The organism is Roseovarius nubinhibens ISM (assembly GCF_000152625.1).
Lineage (GTDB): Bacteria > Pseudomonadota > Alphaproteobacteria > Rhodobacterales > Rhodobacteraceae > Roseovarius > Roseovarius nubinhibens.
Genome location: NZ_CH724156.1, coordinates 1,437,860 through 1,459,166, shown reverse-complemented (window position 1 = coordinate 1,459,166; position 21,307 = coordinate 1,437,860). Strand labels below are relative to the sequence as shown.

The window sequence follows — 21,307 nt, the reverse complement described above, 5'->3', positions numbered from 1 at the left end:
GCTCAGACCAGACCGCCCTTGATCAACCGATCCGCCAGCGCCGCATAGGCCCCGGCCACCGGCCCGTCGCCCAGCGCCACCGGCGTGCCATTGTCGCCCGCCAGCCGCGTGTCGAGATCAATCGGCAGCGCCCCGAGGAAGGGCAGGTCGAGCGTCTCAGCCTCTGCCGCCACGCCACCATGGCCAAAAATATGCGCCTCATGCCCGCATTCGGGGCAATGGAAGGCCGACATATTCTCGATCATCCCGAGAATCGGCGTCTTGAGCGTGCGGAACATGTCCATCGCCTTGCGCGCATCCAAGAGCGCCACATCCTGCGGCGTCGAGACGATGATCGCACCGGTGGGCTCGGCCTTCTGGCAGAGCGTGAGCTGCACATCGCCCGTCCCCGGCGGTAGATCGACGAGCAGCACATCCAATTCCCCCCAGCGCACCTGGCTGATCATCTGCTGCAATGCCCCCATGAGCATCGGCCCCCGCCAGACCACCGCCTTGTCCGGGTCGAGCATCAGGCCGATCGACATCATCGTCACCCCATGCGCGTGCAGCGGCTCGATGATCTTGCCATCGGGGCTCGCCGGGCGGCCCGACACACCCATCATCCGCGGCTGGCTCGGCCCGTAAATATCGGCGTCGAGAAGCCCCACTTTCTTGCCCGCCCGCGCTAGGGCCACCGCAAGGTTCGACGATACGGTCGATTTGCCGACCCCGCCCTTGCCCGACCCGATCGCGATGATCGACTTGACGCTCGCCGGCTTGAGACTGCCCTCCTGCGGTTTCGGATGACCTCCGATCTTGAGGCTGGGCGGCGCCTTGGCCGGGGCCGGGGCCGCGCCATGGGCGGTCAGCACCGCCGAGACATGCACCACCCCCTCGAGCGCCGCGATGGCGCGTTCGGTGGCGGCGCGCAGCGGCTCCATCTGGCGGGCGATCTCGGGGCTCGGCGCCTCGATCACATAGCGCACCGTGCCGCCCTCGACCGACAACGCCCGGATCATGTCGCGTGACACGAGATTGCCACCCCCCGGCAGATCGAACCGGCTCAACTGCTCTTCGATTGTCGCGCGCGTCACCATCTCTGGGCCTCCCTCGATTGCTCATCCCTACTTGGCAGGTTTGACGCCGGGCGCAAGGGCGGGCCGTTCTGTGCCCTGATAAACATGACGTTTTTATGTCAGCCCCTCTTATGCATTTTCTGCATAGCGGCATTGTACAAACGGGGATTGTGCAGATGCAGCATTGGTTTATCTAAGCGTCAACAGAAACGACACGGCGGGCCGGCAGCAAACGCCCCCGCATCCGAGGTAGAAAAAATGGTTTTCGCATCCGACATCCTGAACGGTCGCAGCTATGCCACGAAACGCGCCGAAGACGGCTTCTTTGCCGCTCTGGTCCGCAAGGTGCACCTGCGCCGCGAATACAACAAGACCCGCAACGAGCTGGCCAGCCTGAGCGATCGTTCGCTCGCTGATCTCGGCATCAGCCGCGGCGAAATCACCGCCATCTCGCGCAAGGCGGTTTACGGTTACCAGTCCTAAGCTGGTTTAGATGCCCCGTTTCTCCTCCCTTTAGGGGCATCAACATACCGGAGCTCAGTGGTTTCTCCTCCCTTTAGCCACTGTCCACTCCGGATCACGTTCGGTTCGCTCCTCCCTTTAGAACCAACGTTCAGAAACGGTGACGCCCTCCTCCTCCCTGGCGTCACCGTTTTTTTATGTCTGCCGGTCAGAAATTCGGTCAGCGATCAGGCCAGGGAATTGGCCAGAGAATCGGGCAAACGCCCCGCAATGCCGCTTAGGCCACGCCCGCACGCAGCGCGTCATGGATATGCACCAGACCCTGAAGCCGGCCCTCCGCATCCACCACGAAAAGCGCGCTGATCTTGTTGGCGTTCATCACGCCGAGCGCCTCGGTCAACAGGATATCGGGCCGCGTGCTGCGCGGGTGGCGCGTGGCGATCTCGCCCGCCTTGCGCTCCATGAGCCCATCGAGGTTGCGCCGCAAATCGCCATCGGTGATGACCCCGGTGAGAATGCCACGCTCGACCACCGCCGCCACGCCAAACCCCTTGGCCGTCATCTCGATCAAGGTCTCGCCCATGCTGCTATGCTCATGCACGATGGGCAGCGCATCGCCCTTGTGCATCACGCTCCCCACCTTGAGAAGCTGCGCCCCAAGCGTGCCGCCGGGGTGGAAATCGAGGAAATTCTCGCGCTCGAACCCGCGCTGCGTCATCAGCGCCACCGCCAGCGCATCGCCCAGCGCCAGCGTGCAGGTGGTCGAGGTGGTCGGCGCCATGCCGATGCCACAGGCCTCGGGCGCATCCGGCAGTTCGAGCACATGATCGGCCTGCTGGCCAAGCGTGCTCTCGGCCTTTTTGGTGATCGCGATGAGCGGAATGGAAAACCGCCTTGTATGGGCGATCATATCGGCAAGCTCGCGGGTCTCGCCGGAATTGGAGATGAGAATCACCGCATCCTGCGCGGTGATCATGCCAAGATCGCCATGGCTCGCCTCGCCGGGATGTACCATCTGCGCCGGGGTGCCGGTGCTGGCCATGGTGGCGGCGATCTTGTGGGCGATATGGCCCGACTTGCCCATGCCCGACACGATCACCCGCCCGCGCACATCGAGCAGCAGCTCGATCACCCGGTCAAAACTCTCCGACAGCGCCTCGCGCATCGCCAGAAGGGCCTCGCCCTCGATGGTCAGAACCTCGCGGGCAATCTCGGCGGGTTTCGGCGGCAGGCTCATCATCAGGCTCCGGAATGGCATATATCCTTGCGTGATACCCCGCCCCCGGCCCAAGGGAAAGCCCCGGCTTGGCGATGCAGCAAAGGCGCGCCCATCGGGAAATATGCCGCCACCACCGGGGTTTGGCCTTGGCGCGATTGACTTCGCGCGCGCCCATGGCCCACAACATCCCCAAACCGAGCGTTTCCAGTCTAAGGGGCTTTCCCATGAAAATTGCGATGATCGGCACGGGCTATGTTGGTCTTGTTTCCGGTGTGTGTTTCTCCGATTTCGGTCATGATGTGGTCTGCGTCGACAAGGACCCCAACAAGATTGCGATGCTCGAACGCGGCGAGGTGCCGATCTTTGAACCGGGCCTCGACCGGCTCATGGAGAAAAACGTCGAGGCGGGCCGCCTCTCGTTCACCGGCGATCTGAAATCCGCCGTCGACGGGGCCGAGGCGGTGTTCATCGCGGTCGGCACGCCGACCCGGCGCGGCGATGGTCACGCCGATCTGAGCTATGTCATGGCCGCCGCCGAAGAGATTGCCCAGGCCGCCAGCGACTATGTGGTGATCGTCACCAAATCGACCGTGCCCGTCGGCACCAACCGCCGCGTCAAACAGGTGGTGAAAAAGGCCAATCCCGGGCTCGATTTCGATGTTGCTTCGAACCCCGAGTTCCTGCGCGAAGGCGCGGCCATCGACGATTTCATGAAACCCGACCGCATCGTCGTCGGGGTTCAGAGCGACCGCGCCGCCGAGGTCATGGCCGAGGTCTACCGCCCGCTCTACCTGCGCGATTTCCCGATCCTGACCACCGATCTGGAAAGCGCCGAGATGATCAAATACGCCGCCAACGCCTTTCTCGCGACCAAGATCACCTTCATCAACGAGATCGCCGCGCTCTGCGAACGCACCGGCGCGGATGTGAAAAAGGTGAGCCATGGCATCGGGCTCGACGGGCGGATCGGCAATAAATTCCTCCATGCCGGTCCCGGCTATGGCGGCAGCTGCTTCCCCAAGGACACCCGCGCCCTCGCCCGCATCGGCCAGGAACACGGGCTGCCCATGCAGATCACCGAAAAGGTCATCTCGGTGAACGAAGAGATGAAGCGCCGGATGATCGACAAGCTGCTCGATCTCTGCAGCGGCTCGTTCAATGGCAAGACGGTGGCAGTGCTCGGCGTGACCTTCAAACCCAATACCGACGACATGCGCGACGCGCCCTCGCTGACCATCGTGCCCGCCATGGTGGGCGCCGGGGCCAAGGTCCGGGTCTGCGATCCGCAAGGTCATCACGAGGGCGAGGCGCTCTTGCCGGGCGTGCAATGGGTCGACGATCCCTACAAGGCCGCGCAAAAGGCCGATCTTCTGGTGATCCTGACCGAGTGGAATGAATTTCGCGCGCTCGATCTCAAGCGGCTGGCGAAACGGATGCAGACCCCGCGCATGGCCGATCTGCGCAACATCTATTCCCCCAAGGATGCCAAGCGCGCCGGGTTCGAAGCCTATGATTCGGTGGGCCGCGCCGGGTTCTTCCCCGAGGCGTGAGACCACTTAGCCGCTTGATACCACATCGCCGGCCGGGCCGGCTACACCCACCAGCCCCTCATCGGAAATCATGCCCAGCAACGCATCATAGACTTTTGAAAACAGCCCGGAGCCACCACGATCACTGCCAAAAGCACTAAGTGCCTGAACTATTAGAGTGTCAAGTTCGTCTTTCTAGCTTTGGGAAAAGGTAAACGGCATCACTCGTCCTCGACAATCCAGCTTAAAATCACCGACCGCACGTATCGATCAATCGCTATCCAATCCGGGATCGTGTTTTCATCATCCAACAAAAGCTCATAAGCCAGATTCAAGTTTGAAAAGATGCGGTATTCAACACGACACGTTCCTGTACAGCCCATATGAATTTTTGTGCCAATCGGACTTTGATACGCTTCAGGAAACACCCAGCCACCGCCAGTGGCAGTCGTATTTTGACCGATCTGATGGTAAAAACCGGATTCAAAAAGCACACCATTACTGACCGTTTCCGAAATGAAAAACTGTTCGATTCGTCCCGAAATTTCCGCGCCGGCGCCTGATAGTCTCAACCATCTAACCCGCACGCCGTCGATGCCCGGAACACCAAAATCCCCATGGCCCATTCTGGCATCAATAAATCCGCCCCAGATTTTGCTCACGTCTATCGGTTCATCCTGGCAGGGCATATCATGCAGATGCTCACCGCCTTCGGATATCACCAACCATGCGTTGGGGGAGGGAAGCGCAAAAACGGTTCTTTCCCGGATTCTGCCATCGTTCTTAGACAAACTGAGAAGCGAGACTTCCAGAGTTTCGCCGTAACAGGCGGCCTGATCGGTGTCGGCCATCGCAGGCGGGCTGATCAAAAGCATCAGGGCGAAAATAACCAAACCAGCAATCTTACTGAATTGCTTTAGGTAATTTCGCGTGGATTTCACAGGGCACCTTTAAAATATTTACACTCGCCTTGTGAAATTCGATCAAAATGGAAGCAAAACTGCAAGAACGAATATCCGCGCTTATTTCTGGCCAATCTGTATCATGAAGATTTTGCAGAGAAATTTCGCTAAGCTCCGCATCCTTTGAATTCAGGCGGAGCGCTGCGAACGTCAGGTCTTATGCCGATTGAGGGTCTCGGAAACGGTTTAGACACGGAAAACACTTCAGCCAGTTCGCTGGTGGAATAGTCGCCCGTGCTAAGCATCCGACAGAGATCGCATTGCGGTTTGTCAAAACTTTGGCGGCTTGCCCCGCTGCTTGCCTTTGCCGCGGGTGATGACCATGCTTTCGCGTGCGGCTGGCCCCTGCTGCGGATGGCAGTCACCACACGCTGACAGAAGACGATCTGGAAATTATTCAAGGGGCTTGTCGCCACAGCATCCCAATTGTCCGACACATTCGCCGCTGATACAATGGCGCGTCTCGGGTACGGATATCATCGCTTCCGATGTTGTGCCTCGCATGCTGCCGGCGATCGGCAATTGTGCCGCGCCCCAGAGGGAACCGCTGATGGCAGCAAGCAAGATCATCCTGGACACGGCGACGGCGGCGATCCTGCCGCTGACATTCCTTCGCCGTGACTTCGCGCCTTTACGGTATCTGGAAGCGGAGGCAGACGCGGCAAGCGTGCTCCGAAAGATCGCGGTCCTGTTCTATCTGCACGCGGGCTAACGCTCAGGCGATATTTGGCAGGCCCAGCCCGGGCGGTTCTGCAACCTGGATGAGGCGCCGATGCGCGCCCCGCCGAGGCTGGCGATGCCGATCACGCCCGAGACCTGACTGGACGACCGCAACGCCCGAATGGCTGACGCCCTGCACCGTCTTGCGCATGCGGCTAAGGCCACGGCTGTACCGGGAGGTTCCGTCGAGGACGTGATCTGTCTCCCGCGCGATCCCTTACGTTTATGTAAAGCCTGCCCCAGCTGCCGGAATGACTCGCCTCTGGAAAGGCGGGGCCGCTGCGGCGCATTCTTAGGCTATGTGCGATTCCCGAACTTCAAGGCCAAAGCGAAACAGACGAAAACCGCCTCGGCCCTCTGGCCGGGGTCGCCCGCAACCCTGCTCAGATGGGCTGATCAGTCGAGAAACCGCATATGCTTGTCGCCCCGCGCTTCGGCGAGGGCGATCTGCTTTTGACGTTCGCGAAACCGCTCCTTATCGGCCACCGTCGTTTCACCGACGCAATACCGACAGGATACACCGTGCTCATAATCGTCCCGTTTCATGTCCTCGGGCAGGATCGGACGGCGGCACGCATAGCAGAGCTCATGCGGCCCTTCGCGCAGCCCATGGCCCACCGACACCCGCCCGTCAAAGACGAAACACTCGCCATCCCAGGTGCTCTCGCTCTCGGGCACCTCTTCGAGATATTTGAGGATGCCCCCCTTGAGGTGATAGACCTCCTCCACCCCCTGCCCGATCAGGTAGTTGGTGGATTTCTCACAGCGAATGCCGCCGGTGCAGAACATGGCGATTTTCTTGTTGTGAAACCGCGCCTTATTCTCTTCCCACCATTTCGGAAAATCGCGAAAACTGGCTGTTTCAGGGTCGATTGCGCCCTGAAATGTGCCGATCGCCACCTCGTAATCATTGCGCGTGTCGATCACCGCCACATCGGGGCTCTGGATGAGCGCGTTCCAGGCTTCGGGCTCGACATAATGGCCGACCTTGGCCAAGGGATCGACATCCGGCTGCCCCATGGTGACGATCTCTTTCTTGACCCGCACCTTGAGCCTGCGAAACGGCTGCTCGGCCGACTGGCTTTCCTTATGCTCAAGCCCCGCACAGCCCGGCAACCCCCGCAGATGCGCCAGCACAAGCTCGATCCCCGCCCGCGGCCCGGCAATCGTGCCATTCACCCCTTCACGCGCCAACAAGAGCGTGCCGCTGATCCCCTCCGCCTCGCAGAGCTGCAACAGCGGCCCGCGCAGCGCGGCCGGGTCATCGAACCGGGTGAAATGATAGAGGGCGGCGATAGTGAACATGGCCCGCGATGTAAGCAATCCCAGCGTCCCGGGCAAGGCGGCATTGACGCAAAAGGCCGCGCTCTCTACCCCTTGTTTACCGGAAAAGGCTTACCGGAAAAGGAGACCCGCCATGGCCCATGCGCTCATCGTGATCGACCTGCAGAATGATTTCTGCCCCGGCGGCGCGCTCGCCGTGCCCGAGGGCGACAGCATCGTCGCGGGGATCAATGACATCATGGCGGGGTTTGACGCGGTGGTGCTGACCCAGGACTGGCACCCGGCCGGGCATAGCAGCTTTGCCAGCGCCCATCCCGGCCGCGCGCCCTTCGATCTGGTCGAGATGGACTATGGCCCGCAGGTGCTCTGGCCCGATCACTGCGTACAGGGCAGCCAGGGCGCGGAATTTCACGCGGCGCTTGCCACCGACCGCGCCGATCTCATCATCCGCAAGGGCTATAACCCCGCCATCGACAGCTATTCCGCCTTTTTCGAGAATGACCGCCAGACCCCCACCGGGCTGCATGGCTATCTGCAGACCCGCGCCATCGACACGCTGACCATGGTCGGTCTGGCGACGGATTTCTGTGTGAATTTCTCGGCGGTGGATGCCGCGCGTCTCGGCTATGCGGTCTCGGTCGACAGCCGTCTCTGCCGCGCGATTGATCTCGATGGCTCGTTCGAGGCGGCGCTTCAGGGCATGAAACAGGCCGGCGTCACGCTTGCCTGATCACTCGCCGCATCCGCCACAGCGCCAGCCAGGTCCAGGCCAAGAGGATCCCCGCCGCCGCGCCCAGCGCATCGGCCATCAGATCCGCCGCCTCTGACATACGGCCCGTATAGGGCTGCACAATCTCGATGAGCAGCCCATAGGCCACCGCCGCGAGCCAGATCCCCGGCGCGGCCATCGGCCGGGCCAGCGTCATCGGCACCACCAGCACCGCAAAGCCCAGGGCATGAAGTAGCTTGTCATTCGCCCCGGACGGCAGACCCGGCACCACAGGCATCAAGGCCAGTACGGCAAAGCCCAGGACCATAAGCCCGGTCACAAGACAGGCGGCCCGAACCGCCCCGGTTTGCGAAATCTGTTGTGCCACTGCGTCATGCCTCATCTGCGTGCCCCGCGCCGGATCGACGCTAGGGTCATTGCCAACTATCTGGCCGTGATTGCCCCGTCGCACAAGGGGTCTGCCCCCCGGCCACCCGCTCTGGGCGGGAATCTGCGCGATGTCCCGCCGCGATTCGAGGTCATAAATTCCATACTCGCCAGCAAACCCGATTGGGCTTATACCGGCGCGACCCTGCCGCGTATGAGTGAGGCAGAGATTTGAAGAGGATATATCATGGCGCGTAAATATTTCGGAACCGACGGTATTCGGGGCACAGCCAACCAGTTTCCGATGACCGCCGACAATGCGCTGCGCATCGGCGCCGCCGCCGGTCGGCATTTTCGCAAGGACGGGCTGAACGGCCACCGGGTCGTGATCGGCAAGGACACCCGCCGCTCGGGCTATATGCTGGAAAACGCGCTGACCGCTGGTCTCACATCGACGGGGATGAACGTGCTGCTGCTGGGTCCGATCCCGACGCCCGCGGTCGGCTTTCTCACTCGCTCGATGCGCGCCGATCTCGGCATCATGATCTCGGCGAGCCACAATCCTCACCATGACAATGGCATCAAATTCTTCGGCCCCGACGGGTTCAAGCTCTCGGATACGGATGAGGCGGCGATCGAGGCCATTCTCGAAGGCGATGTCACCCCGGCCCAGCCCGGCAATATCGGTCGCGCCAAACGGATCGAGAGCGGCCGCGGCCGCTACGTCGAATATGCCAAGACCACCTTCCCGCGCGATCAGCGGCTGAGCGGGCTCAAGATCGTGGTCGATTGTGCCAATGGCGCGGCCTATCACGTCGCCCCCGAGGTGCTCTGGGAACTCGGCGCCGAGGTGATCCCGGTGGGCGTGACGCCGGACGGGTTCAACATCAATGCCGATTGTGGCTCGACCGCGCCGCAGACCGCCGCCCGCGAAGTGCTCAAACACGGGGCCGATCTCGGCATCTGTCTCGATGGCGACGCCGACCGCATCATCTTGATCGACGAAAAAGGTCAGGTCGCCGATGGCGATCAGATCATGGCCCTTTTCGCAAGCCGCTGGGCCGCACAGAACGCGCTCGCCCATGGCACGCTGGTGGCGACGGTGATGTCGAACCTCGGGCTCGAGAATTTCATCAAGGGCAAGGGGCTGACGCTCGAGCGCACGGCGGTGGGTGACCGGCATGTGGTGGAACGGATGCGCGCCGGCGGGTTCAATCTCGGCGGCGAACAATCGGGCCATATCGTGATGACCGATTTCGCCACCACCGGCGACGGGCTCATCGCCGGGCTGCAATTCCTGTCGGCCATGGTCGAAAGCGGCCAACGCGCCAGCGAGCTGGTGCAGAATTTCGCCCCGGTGCCGCAGATCCTCGAAAACGTGCGCTTTGACGCGGGCAGCGATCCGCTCGGGGCCGAGCGCGTCCAATCCGCGATTGCCGCGCAGGAAAAACGCATCGCCGATCGCGGCCGCATCCTGATCCGCAAATCGGGCACCGAGCCGCTGATCCGGGTGATGGCGGAATGCGAGGATGAAACGCTTCTGCGCGAGGTGGTGGGCGAGATTGCCGGTGCCGTGCGCGAGGCCGGGAAAACCGCCGCCTAGACGACCCCCGTCAAAACCGCCGACACAAGAGACGCGTGCCCTAGCGGCGCGCGTCCCAGCTGATCGAGGCCTGCTGACGGGTGTAGAACTCGCCCAGCAACCCGATCATCATGAGGACGATCGTCACGTAGAGCGGGTATTCGATCGAGGAATTGCGCGGCAGGTAGTTGACGAAAACAAACCCCCGCATCTGGTCGATACAATGGAACAGCGGGTTCCAATCGAACATTGCCAACATATAGGCGGGCAGGGTGTTGGCCACGAACATCTTGCCCGAGGCGATCATATTGGCCCGCTGATAGACGGTGGTGAACACGCCGACAAAGCCGGGAAACCACGGCTTGATCGCATAGAGCACCACGCCGATGGCGACCCCGGAGAGCCAGGCCAGCAGGAACATGCCAAAGGCCTTGAACGGCTGTTCGATCTCGAACGGGGTAAAGCCCACGTGATAGACAAAGAGCACCAGAAACAGCGTCAGCACCTGAATATAGAGCGCGCCAATCGCCGCCGAAGTGATGGCGATCACCGTGTTCATAGGCGCGTGTTTCATCATCGCCGAGGACGGGCCTTCGGCCCCGGCCACCGCGCCCAAAGTCTTGGTATGGGTCAGGAAAACGAAAATCCCCGACATGATATAGAGCAGGAAATCCCCGCGCAGCGCCGCGCCGCGCAGCCCCAGAAGCGAGAACATCAGGTAAAAGGCCGCGACAAAGAGAATGGCCTGAAACAGGTTGATCGCCAGCGCCATCAAGGCATTGCCATGCCCCTTGCGGACATCGCGCACCACCGAGTGATAGATCAGCTCGAGGATCGAGATCGCCGATTGCAATCGGGATTTGGGTTTGACTTGTTGAAACATGACCTCACCCGAAGGGGTTGCTGCACGATAGTTAAGACGGAATTCTTGCTGTCCCGTTAGCACCGTACCATAAGTGGGCACTGTAAATGGATCAACTGCTCATCAGCAGGGCCAAAAGGAGACGAAACTTGGACCATTCTCAACTTGTAACAGTGATGCGCCGCCTTGCCCTCGAAGCTGGTGACAAGATCATGGAAATCTATCAGGCCGACGATTTCGAGATCAAATCCAAGTCCGACGACAGCCCGGTGACCGCCGCCGACGAAGCGGCAGACGCCATCATCTCGGCCGGTCTGCGCGCCGCCTTTCCCGATGTGACCCTCGTCACCGAGGAACAGGCCGCCTCGCACAGCCAGCGGGCCGAGACCTTTCTCATCGTCGATCCTCTCGACGGGACCAAGGAATTCATCCACCGCCGCGGCGATTTCACCGTCAACATCGCTTATGTGGAAAACGGCGTCCCGCAGCGCGGCGTGGTCTATGCCCCGGCCAAGGGCCGCATGTTCTTTACCCTCGCCGATGGCCGCGCGGTCGAAGAAACCGGCCCCTTGGACAAGGACAGCATCGGCGACACCGCGCCCCTGTCGGTCAGCCAGGCCGACAATAGCGCGCTCTTGGTGGTGGCCTCCAAATCGCACCGCGATCAGGCCACCGACGATTACATCGGCAAATACGCCGTCAAAGACATGAAGAGCGCGGGCTCGTCGCTCAAATTCTGCCTCGTCGCCACCGGCGAGGCCGACATCTATCCCCGCGTCGGGCGCACGATGGAATGGGACACCGCCGCCGGTCACGCCGTGCTCTTGGGGGCGGGTGGTCAGGTGGTGCGTTTTGACGATCACAGCCCGCTCACCTATGGCAAGGAAGATTACGCCAACCCGTTCTTCATCGCCTATGCCCCCTCCGTTGACCTGAAAGAGGCCTGATGTCCGTTCTTCTCGCCATCCCCGCCCGCTATGCCTCGACCCGCTATCCCGGCAAACCGCTCGCCACGCTGACCGGTGCCACCGGCGAGGCCAAGAGCCTCGTGCAGCGCTCGTGGGAGGCCGCCTGCGAGGTCAAGGGCGTCGACCGCGTCGTCGTGGCCACCGATGACGACCGCATCCGCGAGGCCGCCGAGGGCTTTGGCGCCGAGGTGGTGATGACCTCGCCCGACTGCGCCAATGGCACCGAACGCTGCGCCGAGGCGCTCGATGTGCTCGGCGGGGGCTTTGACATGGTGGTGAACCTGCAAGGCGACGCGCCGCTCACCCCGCATTGGTTCGTCGAGGACCTGATCAAGGGTCTCGACGACGACCGCAGCGCCCAGGTCGCGACCCCGGTGCTGCGTTGTGACGGGGCGGCGCTCAACGGCTTTCTCGAGGACCGCCGCAATGGCCGGGTCGGCGGCACCACGGCGGTCTTTGCCGCCAACCGCCACGCGCTCTATTTCTCGAAAGAGGTCATTCCCTTCACCGGTCAGGCCTTTGCCCCTGCGGATCAGACGCCGGTGTTCCACCATGTCGGCGTCTACGCCTACCGTCCCGAGGCACTGTCGCAATACCGACGCTATACCGCCGGGATACTGGAACAGCTCGAAGGGCTCGAACAGCTCCGGTTTCTGGAGAACAACGCCCCCCTGCTCTGCGTCGAAGTCGAGGCCCAAGGCCGCGAATTCTGGGAGCTCAACAACCCTGAGGATGTGCCGCGAATTGAGGCGATGATGGCAAAAATGGGAATGTCCTGACAAAAGGCGGGCGGACTATGCAGCATTGCACACAAAATATCGGTGCTGCTTCCAAAATCCCTCAAGCTCGCCCAAAAATCGTCGCTTTTCTCACTAATCCTTGGCCTCACCTACGTTCCGTAATGTAGGGTGGGTACAAAAATAAATGCGTTCTGAGGAATATGGGTATGCGATCTAAGGTAACCAAAGCAATTTTTCCAGTCGCCGGGATGGGAACGCGCTTCCTGCCTGCGACCAAATCCGTTCCAAAAGAGATCATGACCTTGGTGGACCGCCCGCTGGTCCAATACGCCATCGACGAGGCCCGCGAGGCCGGTATCAAAGAGTTCATCTTCATCACCTCCCGCGGCAAAGGCGCGCTCGAAGATTACTTCGACAACGCCCCCGCGCTCGAGGCCGAGCTGCGCAAAAAGGGCAAGGACGACCTGCTCGAGATCCTCAAATCCACCAATATGGATTCGGGCGAAATCGCCTATATGCGCCAGCACAAGCCGCTGGGTCTTGGTCATGCGGTCTGGTGCGCGCGCCGTCTGATCGCCAATGAACCCTTTGCCGTGATCCTGCCGGATGACGTGATTGCCGCCGAAAAGCCCTGTCTCGCCCAGATGGTCGAGGCCTTCGAGGAAACCCAGGGCAATATCGTCGCCGCGATGGAAGTACCCGAAGACAAGGCCTCGTCCTACGGTATTCTCGACATCAAGGAGGACATGGGCTCGATCGTCTCGACCAAGGGGATGGTGGAAAAACCCGCCCCCGGGCAAGCCCCGTCGAACCTCGCGGTGATCGGCCGCTATATCCTGACCCCCACGGTGCTTCAGAAGCTCAACAAAAAGACCCCGGGCGCCGGCGGAGAGATCCAGCTCACCGATGCCATTGACGCCGCGCGCGCCGACGGCGAAGAGGTCTATGGCTTCCGCTTCCGGGGCCAGCGCTTTGACTGCGGCTCCAAGGCCGGGTTCCTGCAGGCCACCGTGGCCTTTGCGCTCGCACGGGACGATCTGCGGGACGAGCTCGAATCCTACCTCTGCGACATCGTTCATTCGCGGCAGGCAGCACAATAACACGACGCCGGGGGGCTTATGTCGAATATACTTGTAACTGGCGGTGCTGGTTATATTGGCTCGCACGCGTGCAAGGCTTTGCGCGCGGCGGGCTATACGCCGATCACCTATGACAACCTGTCGACCGGCTGGCAGGAGGCGGTAAAGTTCGGCCCCTTCGAGCAGGGCGATCTGCTCGACCGGGCCCGGCTCGACGAGGTCTTCGCCGCCTATCAGCCCTCTGCCGTAATGCATTTCGCCGCGCTGAGCCAGGTCGGCGAAAGCATGGTCAAACCCGGGCTCTACTGGCACAACAACGTCACCGGCTCGCTCAACCTGATCGAGGCCGCCGTCGCCGCGAATTGCCAGAATTTCGTGTTCTCCTCGACCTGCGCCACCTATGGCGATCAGGACAATGTCGTGCTCGACGAGGATTGCGCCCAGCATCCGATCAACGCCTATGGCGCCTCCAAACGCGCGATCGAAGACATCCTGCGCGATTTCGAGGCGGCGCATGGGCTGCGCCATGTCATCTTTCGCTATTTCAACGTGGCTGGCGCCGACCCCGAGGCCGAGGTGGGCGAGTTTCACCAACCCGAAACCCACCTGATCCCTCTGGTGCTCGATGCGGTGGCGGGCAAGCGCGACGCGCTGACGATCTTTGGCACGGATTACGACACGCCCGATGGCACCTGCATCCGCGACTATGTCCATGTGATGGATCTGGTCGAGGCCCATGTGCTCGGTCTCAAATGGCTCTCCGAGGACAAGCAGAGCCGGGTGTTCAACCTTGGCACCGGCACCGGGTTTTCGGTGCGCGAGGTGGTCGATCAGGCCGGTCATGTGACCAACGCCCCGGTTCCGATGATCGAAGGCGACCGCCGCCCCGGCGATTGCACCCGCCTCGTCTCGGGCTCACTCCGCGCCAGTCAGGAACTCGGCTGGCGGCCCGACCGCTCGACCATGAAGCAGATGGTGCAGGACGCCTGGCGCTGGCATCAAACTGGACATTACGAGAAATAGGCACGATTCTGCCCCTCGACTGCCATCTCGGGCGGTCACACTGCCGACCAGACCGCCATGCCACGCAAAGGGTCGAATGGTGAACCCGCAGGACGACACACATCGGCTGAGCCGGCTGTTCATGGCCTATCGGCTGCGCTGGAAACGGCGCAGGCTGCTTTTGCGCGCGTGGCGCAAGAGACGTCAGATCACCGCGCTCTGCGACCGCAGCGACCAGATCGCGCCCGATGCCATCCTGTGCTTTTCCACCATGCGCAACGAAATGCTGCGCCTGCCCTATTTCCTCGATCATCACCGGCGTCTCGGCGTCGGACATTTTCTCATCGTCGACAATGGCAGCGATGATGGCACGGTCGAATACCTCCGCGATCAACCCGATGTGTCGCTCTGGCAGAGCGGGGCGAGCTATCGGCTGTCGCGTTTCGGGGTCGACTGGCTCACCTGGCTGCAGATGCGCCACGGCCATGGCCATTGGTGCCTGACGCTCGACGCGGACGAGCTCTTTATCTACCCGTTCCACGAAACCCGCCCTCTGGCGGCACTGACCGATTGGCTCGACGATCGACAGATCGGCTCGATGGGGGCGTTGATGCTCGACATGTACCCCAAGGGCGCGCTGGCCGAGGCCGAGTATCGTCCCGGGCAGGACCCGACCGAGGTTCTGCAATGGTTCGACAGCGGCAATTACATGATCCAGCGTCAGCCCAGGCTGGAAAACCTCTGGATACAGGGCGGCCCCCGCGCCCGCGCCTTTTTCGCCAAGGAACCGCGCCGCGCCCCCACCATGGGCAAGGTGCCTTTGGTCAAATGGAACCGCCGCTTTGCCTATGTCAGCTCAACCCATTCGATCCTGCCGCGGCGGCTCAACCATGTCTATGACGAGGCGGGCGGAGAAAAGCTCTGTGGCGTGTTGCTGCACACGAAATTTCTGCCCATCATCACCGCGAAATCAGCCGAGGAAAAACAGCGGGGCGAACATTTCGCAAATTCTGAGCTCTATGAAACCTATTACGACGGTTTGATCGAGAACCCCGAACTTTGGTGCTCTGGCTCGCGACGCTATCGCGGCTGGCGACATCTAGAGGCGCTGGGGCTCATGTCCCGCGGTCTGTGGCTTTGACGAGAAGGATTGTTTACCTTATGGAAACAAAAGACTTGTTAGGCTTCGCTTTGGCGAAATCAGCCCCGCGTGCACAAGGACGGAACCACAGCCATATGCCCTCCCGTGTCCGACATTCCTGCACCCGACCCGAGGGCTGCCCAGCGTGAGTATCTGGCAGTCATACAAGATGCGCATCCGGCGCAAACACGCCAAGGCCCGCGCCTTTCGCAAGCATTTCTCGATGGCCGCACTTGTCGACCAGACCGGCAAGATCCGCTCTGGCGATGTGCTGCTGTTTTCGACCATGCGCAACGAACATATCCGGCTGCCCTATTTCCTCAAATATTACCGCGATCTTGGCATCGGGCATTTTCTCATCGTCGACAACAACAGCACCGATGGCTCTGCCGCCTATCTCGCCGAACAGCCCGATGTTTCGGTCTGGAGCACCTCTGGAAGCTACAAGGGCTCGCGTTTTGGTGTGGATTGGCTCAACTGGCTGCAGTCGAAATACGGCCATGGCCATTGGACCCTTGTCGTCGATCCGGACGAATTCTTTGTCTACCCGTTCTGTGACACCCGCCCGATCAAGGCGCTGACCGATTGGCTCGACAGTTCCGCGATCAAGAGCTTCGGCACCATGCTGCTCGACATGTATCCCAAGGGGCGGATCGACGCGGTGCCCTACCGCATCGGACAGAACCCGATGGAGATTGCCGGTTGGTTCGATCCCGGCAATTACATGATCGAGAAGAACAAGAAATACGGCAATCTGTGGATTCAAGGCGGGCCACGGGCGCGGGTGTTCTTCCCCGAAACGCCGCGCCAATCGCCGGCGCTCAACAAGATCCCGCTGGTGAAATGGCACCGCCGCTACGCCTATGTGAGCTCGACCCATATGCTGCTGCCGCGCGGGCTCAACCATGTCTATGACCAATGGGGCGGCGAAATGGCCTCGGGCATCCTGCTCCATGCCAAATTTCTCGACACGTTCACCGCCAAAGCCGAGGAAGAACTCAGCCGCCGACAACACTACCGCAACTCGGCCGAATACAAGGCCTATGCCGACACATTGCGCGACACACCAGAGCTGTGGTGCAAATGGTCGGAGAAATATATAAACTGGCGACAACTCGAAATTCTCGGGCTGATGTCCAAGGGCAATTGGGCATGAGGAAAAGGGCAGGTTACGCATGAGCGTGGGCATCATCATGCTGGTCCACACGGCGCTGGGGCGGGCCGAACAGGTCGCACGCCACTGGGCGGCGTCCGACTGTCCCATCGTGATCCATGTCGACCGCTCGGTGCCCTCCAAGACCTATTCCGCCTTTGTCGAGGCGCTCTCGGATGTGCCGAAACTGCGCTTCTGCAAACGCCACCGCTGCGAATGGGGCACTTGGGGTCTCGTCGCCGCGTCGCAATCCGCCTCGCGCGTCATGCTGCAAGAGTTCAGCGAGGTGCGTCATGTCTATCTCGCCTCCGGCTCCTGCCTGCCGCTGCGCCCGGTACAAGAGCTGCTCGACTACCTCGCCGCCCGGCCGCAGACCGATTTCATCGAAAGCGCCACCACCTCGGATGTGCCCTGGACCATCGGCGGGCTGGACGAAGAACGGTTCACGCTGCGGTTTCCCTTCTCTTGGCGCAAGCACCGCTATCTCTTTGATAAATATGTGCAGTTTCAGCGCAAGATCGGCTTTCGCCGGCGCATCCCGAACGGGCTCGTGCCGCATATGGGCTCGCAATGGTGGTGCCTGACCCGGCAGACGCTATCGGCGATCCTCGAAGACCCGGAACGCGAACGCTATGACCGCTATTTCAAACGGGTCTGGATCCCGGATGAGAGCTATTTTCAAACGCTCGCCCGGCAATATTCGCGCCAGATTGAAAGCCGGTCCCTGACCCTGTCGAAATTCGACTATCAGGGCAAACCGCATATTTTCTACGACGACCACCTACAGCTTTTGCGCCGCTCCGACTGCTTTGTCGCGCGCAAGATCTGGCCCCATGCGAACAAGCTCTACGAGGCGTTTCTGACCGATGCCGCCGGTGCGATGAAACGGTCCGAGCCCAACCCCGGCAAGATCGACCGCATCTTCGCCAAGGCGGTGGAACGCCGGACGCGCGGCCGCCCCGGCCTCTATATGCAAAGCCGCTTTCCGGTGGAAACCCGCGAAAACGGGCTGACCTCGGCGCCCTATTCCGTCTTCCACGGCTTTGCCGAGCTCTTTGAGAATTTCGAACCTTGGCTCGCCCGGATGACCGGGACGCGGGTGCATGGGCATCTTTTTGCGCCGGAACGGATCGAATTTTCCGACGGCCAGATGGTGATGAATGGCGCGCTCAGCGATAGCCCGCATCTGCGCGACTACAACCCGCGCGCCTTTCTCGCCAACCTGATCTGGAACACCCGTGGCGAACGCCAATGCTTCCAATTCGGGCCACGCGACAACCAGAAAATCAATTGGCACATTTCCAAAGACCCCAACGCCCAGATTTCCGTCATCTCTGGCAGCTGGGCCGTGCCGCTCTTTAAATCGAACATGAATTTCGCCGATATCCGGCGCGAGGCGGCCCGCCTGCAACAGATCGAGAGCAAGCATCTCGAAATCCTGCGGTCCTCCTGGACCAAGGCGCGGGTGCGGATCTGGACCATGGCGGAATTCATCGAATCCCCGATGGAGCCGCTGCAAACCATCATCGACGAAATCGGCCCGGCGCAGACCACGCGCGGTCTCGCCGAAGTGCCGCAAATGGCCGATCTCACCGGCTTTGGACAATTCCTGCAGAACCTCAAGAATCAGGGCATGCACCCCTATCTCATGGGCAATTTCCCCGTGGTTCAGGACCCCCAGCACACACAGTCCAACCCCCGCAAACCCTATCTGGTCCGGTAAGCCTTTATGTCCCCTCGTTTCGATTATTTCGTGATCTTTGCGGAGATGCGCACAGGGTCCAACCTGCTGGAAAGCAATCTCAACGCCTATGACGGGCTGCAATGCCATGGCGAGGCGTTCAACCCGATCTTCATCGGCTATCCGAACAAAACCGAAATCCTCGGCATCACCCAGTCGATGCGCGATGCCGATCCGCTGCGGCTCATCGCGACCATTCGCGAACATTCCGAGGGGCTCGGCGGCTTTCGTCTCTTCCACGATCACGACAGCCGCGCCATCGATCATTGTCTCAACGATCCGCGCTGCGCCAAGATCATTCTCAACCGCAATCCGGCCGAGAGCTATGTTTCACTCAAGATCGCGCAGGAAACCGGCCAGTGGAAGCTCACCAATGTCAAACGCCGCCGCGATGCCAAGGCCCGGTTCGACGCGGCCGAATTCGACGCCCATGTCAGCGCCCTACAGGAGTTTCAGCGCAAGCTGATGCGGCAGCTGCAGCTCACCGGGCAGACCGGTTTCTACATCGGCTACGACGACCTCAACGATCTCGACATTCTCAACGGGCTGGCCCGGTTCCTCGGCTGCGAAACACAGCTCGAGACGCTCGAGACGCAGCTCAAGATCCAGAACCCCGAACCGCTCTCGGACAAGGTTTCCAATTTCGACGACATGGCCCGTGCGCTGGCGGGCGAGGACCGGTTCAACCTGACCCGCACCCCGGATTTTGAACCCCGCCGTGGCCCCGCCGTGCCCAAGTTCATCACCGGGGTGCGTGCGCCGCTCCTGTTCATGCCGATGCCCTCTGGCCCCACGGACGAGGTCACCGCTTGGCTCGCGGCGCTCGATGGTGTCGCGCCCGACACCCTGCCGACCCAACTCAAGCAAAAGGATCTGCGCCACTGGATGCGGAGCACCGCCGGGCATCGCAGCTTTACCGTGCTGCGCCATCCCGTCGCCCGCGCCCATGCCGCCTTTTGCCAGCGTATCCTGCACCCCGGGCCACAGTCCTTTGACGCCATCCGCCGGGTCATGCGCAATTTTCACAAGCTGCCGATCCCCGGCAATGGCCCCGACGATGGCTATGACCGGCGCGCTCATCACGCGGCCTTCCTCGCCTATCTCGACATCATCAAGGCCAATCTGCGCGGCCAGACGAGCTTTCGCGTCGATCCCAACTGGGCCACGCAAACCGCCGTGCTGCAGGGGTTCGGCGGCTTCCGCCTGCCCGATCAGATCCTGCGTGAGGACGAGCTTGGCTCTGCCCTGCCCGCGCTCGCCGCGCGGCTCGGCTATGAGGCGGGCACAGCCGCCAGCGCAGAAGACGACACGCCCTTCGCTCTCGCGGAAATCTATGATCCCGAGATCGAGAGCAGCGTCGCCGACATCTACCAAAAAGATTATGTGGAGTTCGGGTTCGGCCCCTGGGCCTGAGCCGCGCAACGCCTTGGTCGCGCGGCGGTGAACAGGCGGATCAGGCCGCCTGCACCGATTGCGCTTCGGTCAGGATCGTGTGGATCGTGGCTGCGTCATTGTTCGACCGCAGCTTGGTGCAGATGCTCTTGTCGCGCATCGTCCGCGACACCAGCGCCAGCGCCTTGAGATGCTCGACCCCGGCCTCGCGCGGTGCGAACAGCGCAAAGACAAGATCGACCGGCTGCCGGTCTACCGCGTCGAAATCCACCGGCTTTTCCAGCAGAATGAACGCGCCACAGACCTTGTCGACCCCGTCGAGACGGGCATGCGGCAGGGCCACGCCATGTCCCACGCCCGTCGGTCCGAGGCTCTCACGCTCGAGCAGGGCTTCGACCACCGCATGGGCTTCGATTCCATAGGTGGCCTCGGCCAGATCGCCCAATTCATGCATGAGGCGTTTTTTGCTCGAGACGGCCGCAACAACGCGCACCGCCTCGGGCTCGAGGATATTGGCAAGATTCATGTCAGCTCCGTCAGGCACGGCGCAGCGCGCCTGAGACCTCATATTTTTTAGGGGTCGATCCAGCCGATGTTGCCGTCTTCGCGGCGATACACGACGTTCAACCCATCCTTTGACTCATTACGGAAAATCAGCACTGGCGCCCCTGCAAGTTCCATTTGCATCACCGCTTCACCAACACTCAGAGACGGGATTCTCGTCTCGGTTTCGGCCACGATGATGGGCTGCAGCGTCTCCGGTTCCGATTCCCCATCTTCAGCTTCCGTGGCGAGGATATACGAGGAAGCCCCAAAAAGTTCAACCGGCTGGACCCGATCGCGGTGATGGTCTTTCAGGCGGCGCTTGTAGCGGCGCAGCTGCTTTTCCATCTTCTCGCAGCACGAATCAAAAGCGGCATAGATTTCATGGGCTTGCGCGCGTGCCTGTGCGGTCAACCCGGTCGACAGATGGACCGTCGCCTCGCAAGCATAGGCGCTCGCATTCTTGGAAAAGATGATATTCGCATCCGTCGGGCGTTCTGCATATTTCTCGACGGCGGCGCCCAGGCAGTCTTTGACATGTGTCTGCAAGGCAGCGCCGACATCGATTTGTTTGCCACTGATTTGGTACCGCATCTCATCTCCTTCATATGACAGGTCGACAGGTCGCACCCGGGCTATGGACCCGGTTGTGATGCGTCAGGTTCGACCGTTGGGAAATGACATTGGCCGGGAAAGTGCTGATCCGACCCCTGTGCAAGGGGTGCCGTTTTCAGAGAGCGCTAAACCGGCGATTGTCATAGTTCAATTGACGCCCGT

The 21,307-nt window shown here is 61.4% G+C and carries 21 protein-coding genes; 13 read left to right on the top strand and 8 right to left on the bottom strand.

The window, feature by feature from the left end:
- Positions 1-2: 2 nt before the first annotated feature.
- Positions 3-1,076, bottom strand: coding sequence for an Mrp/NBP35 family ATP-binding protein (locus ISM_RS07035; RefSeq protein ID WP_009813443.1), 1,074 nt, complete (start codon positions 1,074-1,076; stop codon positions 3-5).
- A gap of 237 nt (positions 1,077-1,313) precedes the next feature.
- Between ISM_RS07035 and ISM_RS07030 the strand changes: the two genes are divergently transcribed.
- The gene (locus tag ISM_RS07030) at positions 1,314-1,538 is read left to right on the top strand and encodes a DUF1127 domain-containing protein (protein ID WP_009813441.1); all 225 of its coding nucleotides are present in this window, start codon (positions 1,314-1,316) and stop codon (positions 1,536-1,538) included.
- A 256-nt stretch (positions 1,539-1,794) separates the two neighbouring features.
- Here ISM_RS07030 and ISM_RS07025 read toward each other — a convergent pair whose 3' ends face one another.
- Positions 1,795-2,775 (bottom strand): KpsF/GutQ family sugar-phosphate isomerase, encoded by a 981-nt coding sequence (locus ISM_RS07025; protein ID WP_050754122.1) that lies wholly within the window; start codon positions 2,773-2,775, stop codon positions 1,795-1,797.
- A gap of 185 nt (positions 2,776-2,960) precedes the next feature.
- Between ISM_RS07025 and ISM_RS07020 the strand changes: the two genes are divergently transcribed.
- Positions 2,961-4,286, top strand: a complete 1,326-nt coding sequence (locus ISM_RS07020; protein WP_009813439.1) for a UDP-glucose dehydrogenase family protein — start codon at positions 2,961-2,963, stop codon at positions 4,284-4,286.
- Between the two features lie 200 nt (positions 4,287-4,486).
- On the opposite strand, the gene ISM_RS07015 is transcribed toward ISM_RS07020, so the two are convergent.
- Positions 4,487-5,140 (bottom strand): hypothetical protein, encoded by a 654-nt coding sequence (locus tag ISM_RS07015; RefSeq protein WP_217622867.1) that lies wholly within the window; start codon positions 5,138-5,140, stop codon positions 4,487-4,489.
- Between the two features lie 637 nt (positions 5,141-5,777).
- Between ISM_RS07015 and ISM_RS07010 the strand changes: the two genes are divergently transcribed.
- A complete protein-coding gene (locus ISM_RS07010) occupies positions 5,778-5,939 on the top strand; it encodes a hypothetical protein (RefSeq protein ID WP_156783331.1) in 162 nt (53 codons plus the stop codon).
- Between the two features lie 404 nt (positions 5,940-6,343).
- Here ISM_RS07010 and trhO read toward each other — a convergent pair whose 3' ends face one another.
- Positions 6,344-7,252, bottom strand: coding sequence for an oxygen-dependent tRNA uridine(34) hydroxylase TrhO (gene trhO / locus ISM_RS07005; protein ID WP_009813436.1), 909 nt, complete (start codon positions 7,250-7,252; stop codon positions 6,344-6,346).
- A gap of 112 nt (positions 7,253-7,364) precedes the next feature.
- Between trhO and pncA the strand changes: the two genes are divergently transcribed.
- Positions 7,365-7,961: a bifunctional nicotinamidase/pyrazinamidase gene (pncA, locus tag ISM_RS07000; protein ID WP_009813435.1), complete on the top strand. Its 597-nt coding sequence runs from the start codon at positions 7,365-7,367 to the stop codon at positions 7,959-7,961.
- Here the strand turns inward: pncA and ISM_RS06995 are convergent.
- Positions 7,948-8,343, bottom strand: a complete 396-nt coding sequence (locus ISM_RS06995) for a VanZ family protein (RefSeq protein WP_050754121.1) — start codon at positions 8,341-8,343, stop codon at positions 7,948-7,950. The genes pncA and ISM_RS06995 overlap by 14 nt on opposite strands.
- A 231-nt stretch (positions 8,344-8,574) precedes the next feature.
- Here ISM_RS06995 and glmM point away from each other — a divergent pair, with 231 nt between their 5' ends.
- Positions 8,575-9,930, top strand: coding sequence for a phosphoglucosamine mutase (glmM, locus tag ISM_RS06990; protein ID WP_009813433.1), 1,356 nt, complete (start codon positions 8,575-8,577; stop codon positions 9,928-9,930).
- 40 nt (positions 9,931-9,970) lie between these two features.
- Here the strand turns inward: glmM and ISM_RS06985 are convergent, their stop codons facing one another.
- Positions 9,971-10,792 (bottom strand): ABC transporter permease, encoded by an 822-nt coding sequence (locus ISM_RS06985; protein ID WP_009813432.1) that lies wholly within the window; start codon positions 10,790-10,792, stop codon positions 9,971-9,973.
- An 86-nt stretch (positions 10,793-10,878) separates the two neighbouring features.
- Between ISM_RS06985 and cysQ the strand changes: the two genes are divergently transcribed.
- The 8 genes from cysQ (at position 10,879) to ISM_RS06945 (ending at position 20,008) form a co-directional block, all read left to right on the top strand.
- Positions 10,879-11,718 carry a 3'(2'),5'-bisphosphate nucleotidase CysQ gene (gene cysQ / locus ISM_RS06980; RefSeq protein WP_420806182.1) on the top strand — a complete coding sequence of 280 codons (840 nt, stop codon included), beginning with the start codon at positions 10,879-10,881 and terminating at the stop codon, positions 11,716-11,718.
- Positions 11,718-12,518, top strand: coding sequence for a 3-deoxy-manno-octulosonate cytidylyltransferase (locus ISM_RS06975; protein WP_009813430.1), 801 nt, complete (start codon positions 11,718-11,720; stop codon positions 12,516-12,518). The genes cysQ and ISM_RS06975 overlap by 1 nt, the downstream gene beginning before the upstream one ends.
- Positions 12,519-12,685: 167 nt before the next feature.
- Entirely contained in the window at positions 12,686-13,579 is an 894-nt protein-coding gene (gene galU, locus ISM_RS06970) for a UTP--glucose-1-phosphate uridylyltransferase GalU (protein WP_040617923.1), read from the top strand.
- Between the two features lie 18 nt (positions 13,580-13,597).
- Positions 13,598-14,581: a UDP-glucose 4-epimerase GalE gene (gene galE, locus ISM_RS06965; protein ID WP_040617922.1), complete on the top strand. Its 984-nt coding sequence runs from the start codon at positions 13,598-13,600 to the stop codon at positions 14,579-14,581.
- Positions 14,582-14,657: 76 nt separating this feature from the next.
- On the top strand, positions 14,658-15,701 hold the full coding sequence (locus tag ISM_RS06960; protein ID WP_009813427.1) for a glycosyltransferase family 2 protein: 1,044 nt from the start codon (positions 14,658-14,660) through the stop codon (positions 15,699-15,701).
- Between the two features lie 169 nt (positions 15,702-15,870).
- A complete protein-coding gene (locus ISM_RS06955) occupies positions 15,871-16,857 on the top strand; it encodes a glycosyltransferase family 2 protein (RefSeq protein ID WP_009813426.1) in 987 nt (328 codons plus the stop codon).
- Positions 16,858-16,876: 19 nt separating this feature from the next.
- The gene (locus ISM_RS06950) at positions 16,877-18,577 is read left to right on the top strand and encodes a DUF5927 domain-containing protein (protein ID WP_009813425.1); all 1,701 of its coding nucleotides are present in this window, start codon (positions 16,877-16,879) and stop codon (positions 18,575-18,577) included.
- Between the two features lie 6 nt (positions 18,578-18,583).
- A complete protein-coding gene (locus ISM_RS06945; protein ID WP_009813424.1) occupies positions 18,584-20,008 on the top strand; it encodes a nodulation protein NodH in 1,425 nt (474 codons plus the stop codon).
- A 40-nt stretch (positions 20,009-20,048) separates the two neighbouring features.
- On the opposite strand, the gene ptsN is transcribed toward ISM_RS06945, so the two are convergent.
- Both ptsN and hpf read right to left on the bottom strand, forming a co-directional pair.
- Entirely contained in the window at positions 20,049-20,513 is a 465-nt protein-coding gene (ptsN, locus tag ISM_RS06940) for a PTS IIA-like nitrogen regulatory protein PtsN (protein WP_009813423.1), read from the bottom strand.
- Positions 20,514-20,560: 47 nt separating this feature from the next.
- Entirely contained in the window at positions 20,561-21,124 is a 564-nt protein-coding gene (gene hpf / locus ISM_RS06935) for a ribosome hibernation-promoting factor, HPF/YfiA family (protein ID WP_009813422.1), read from the bottom strand.
- Between the last annotated feature and the right edge of the window lie 183 nt (positions 21,125-21,307).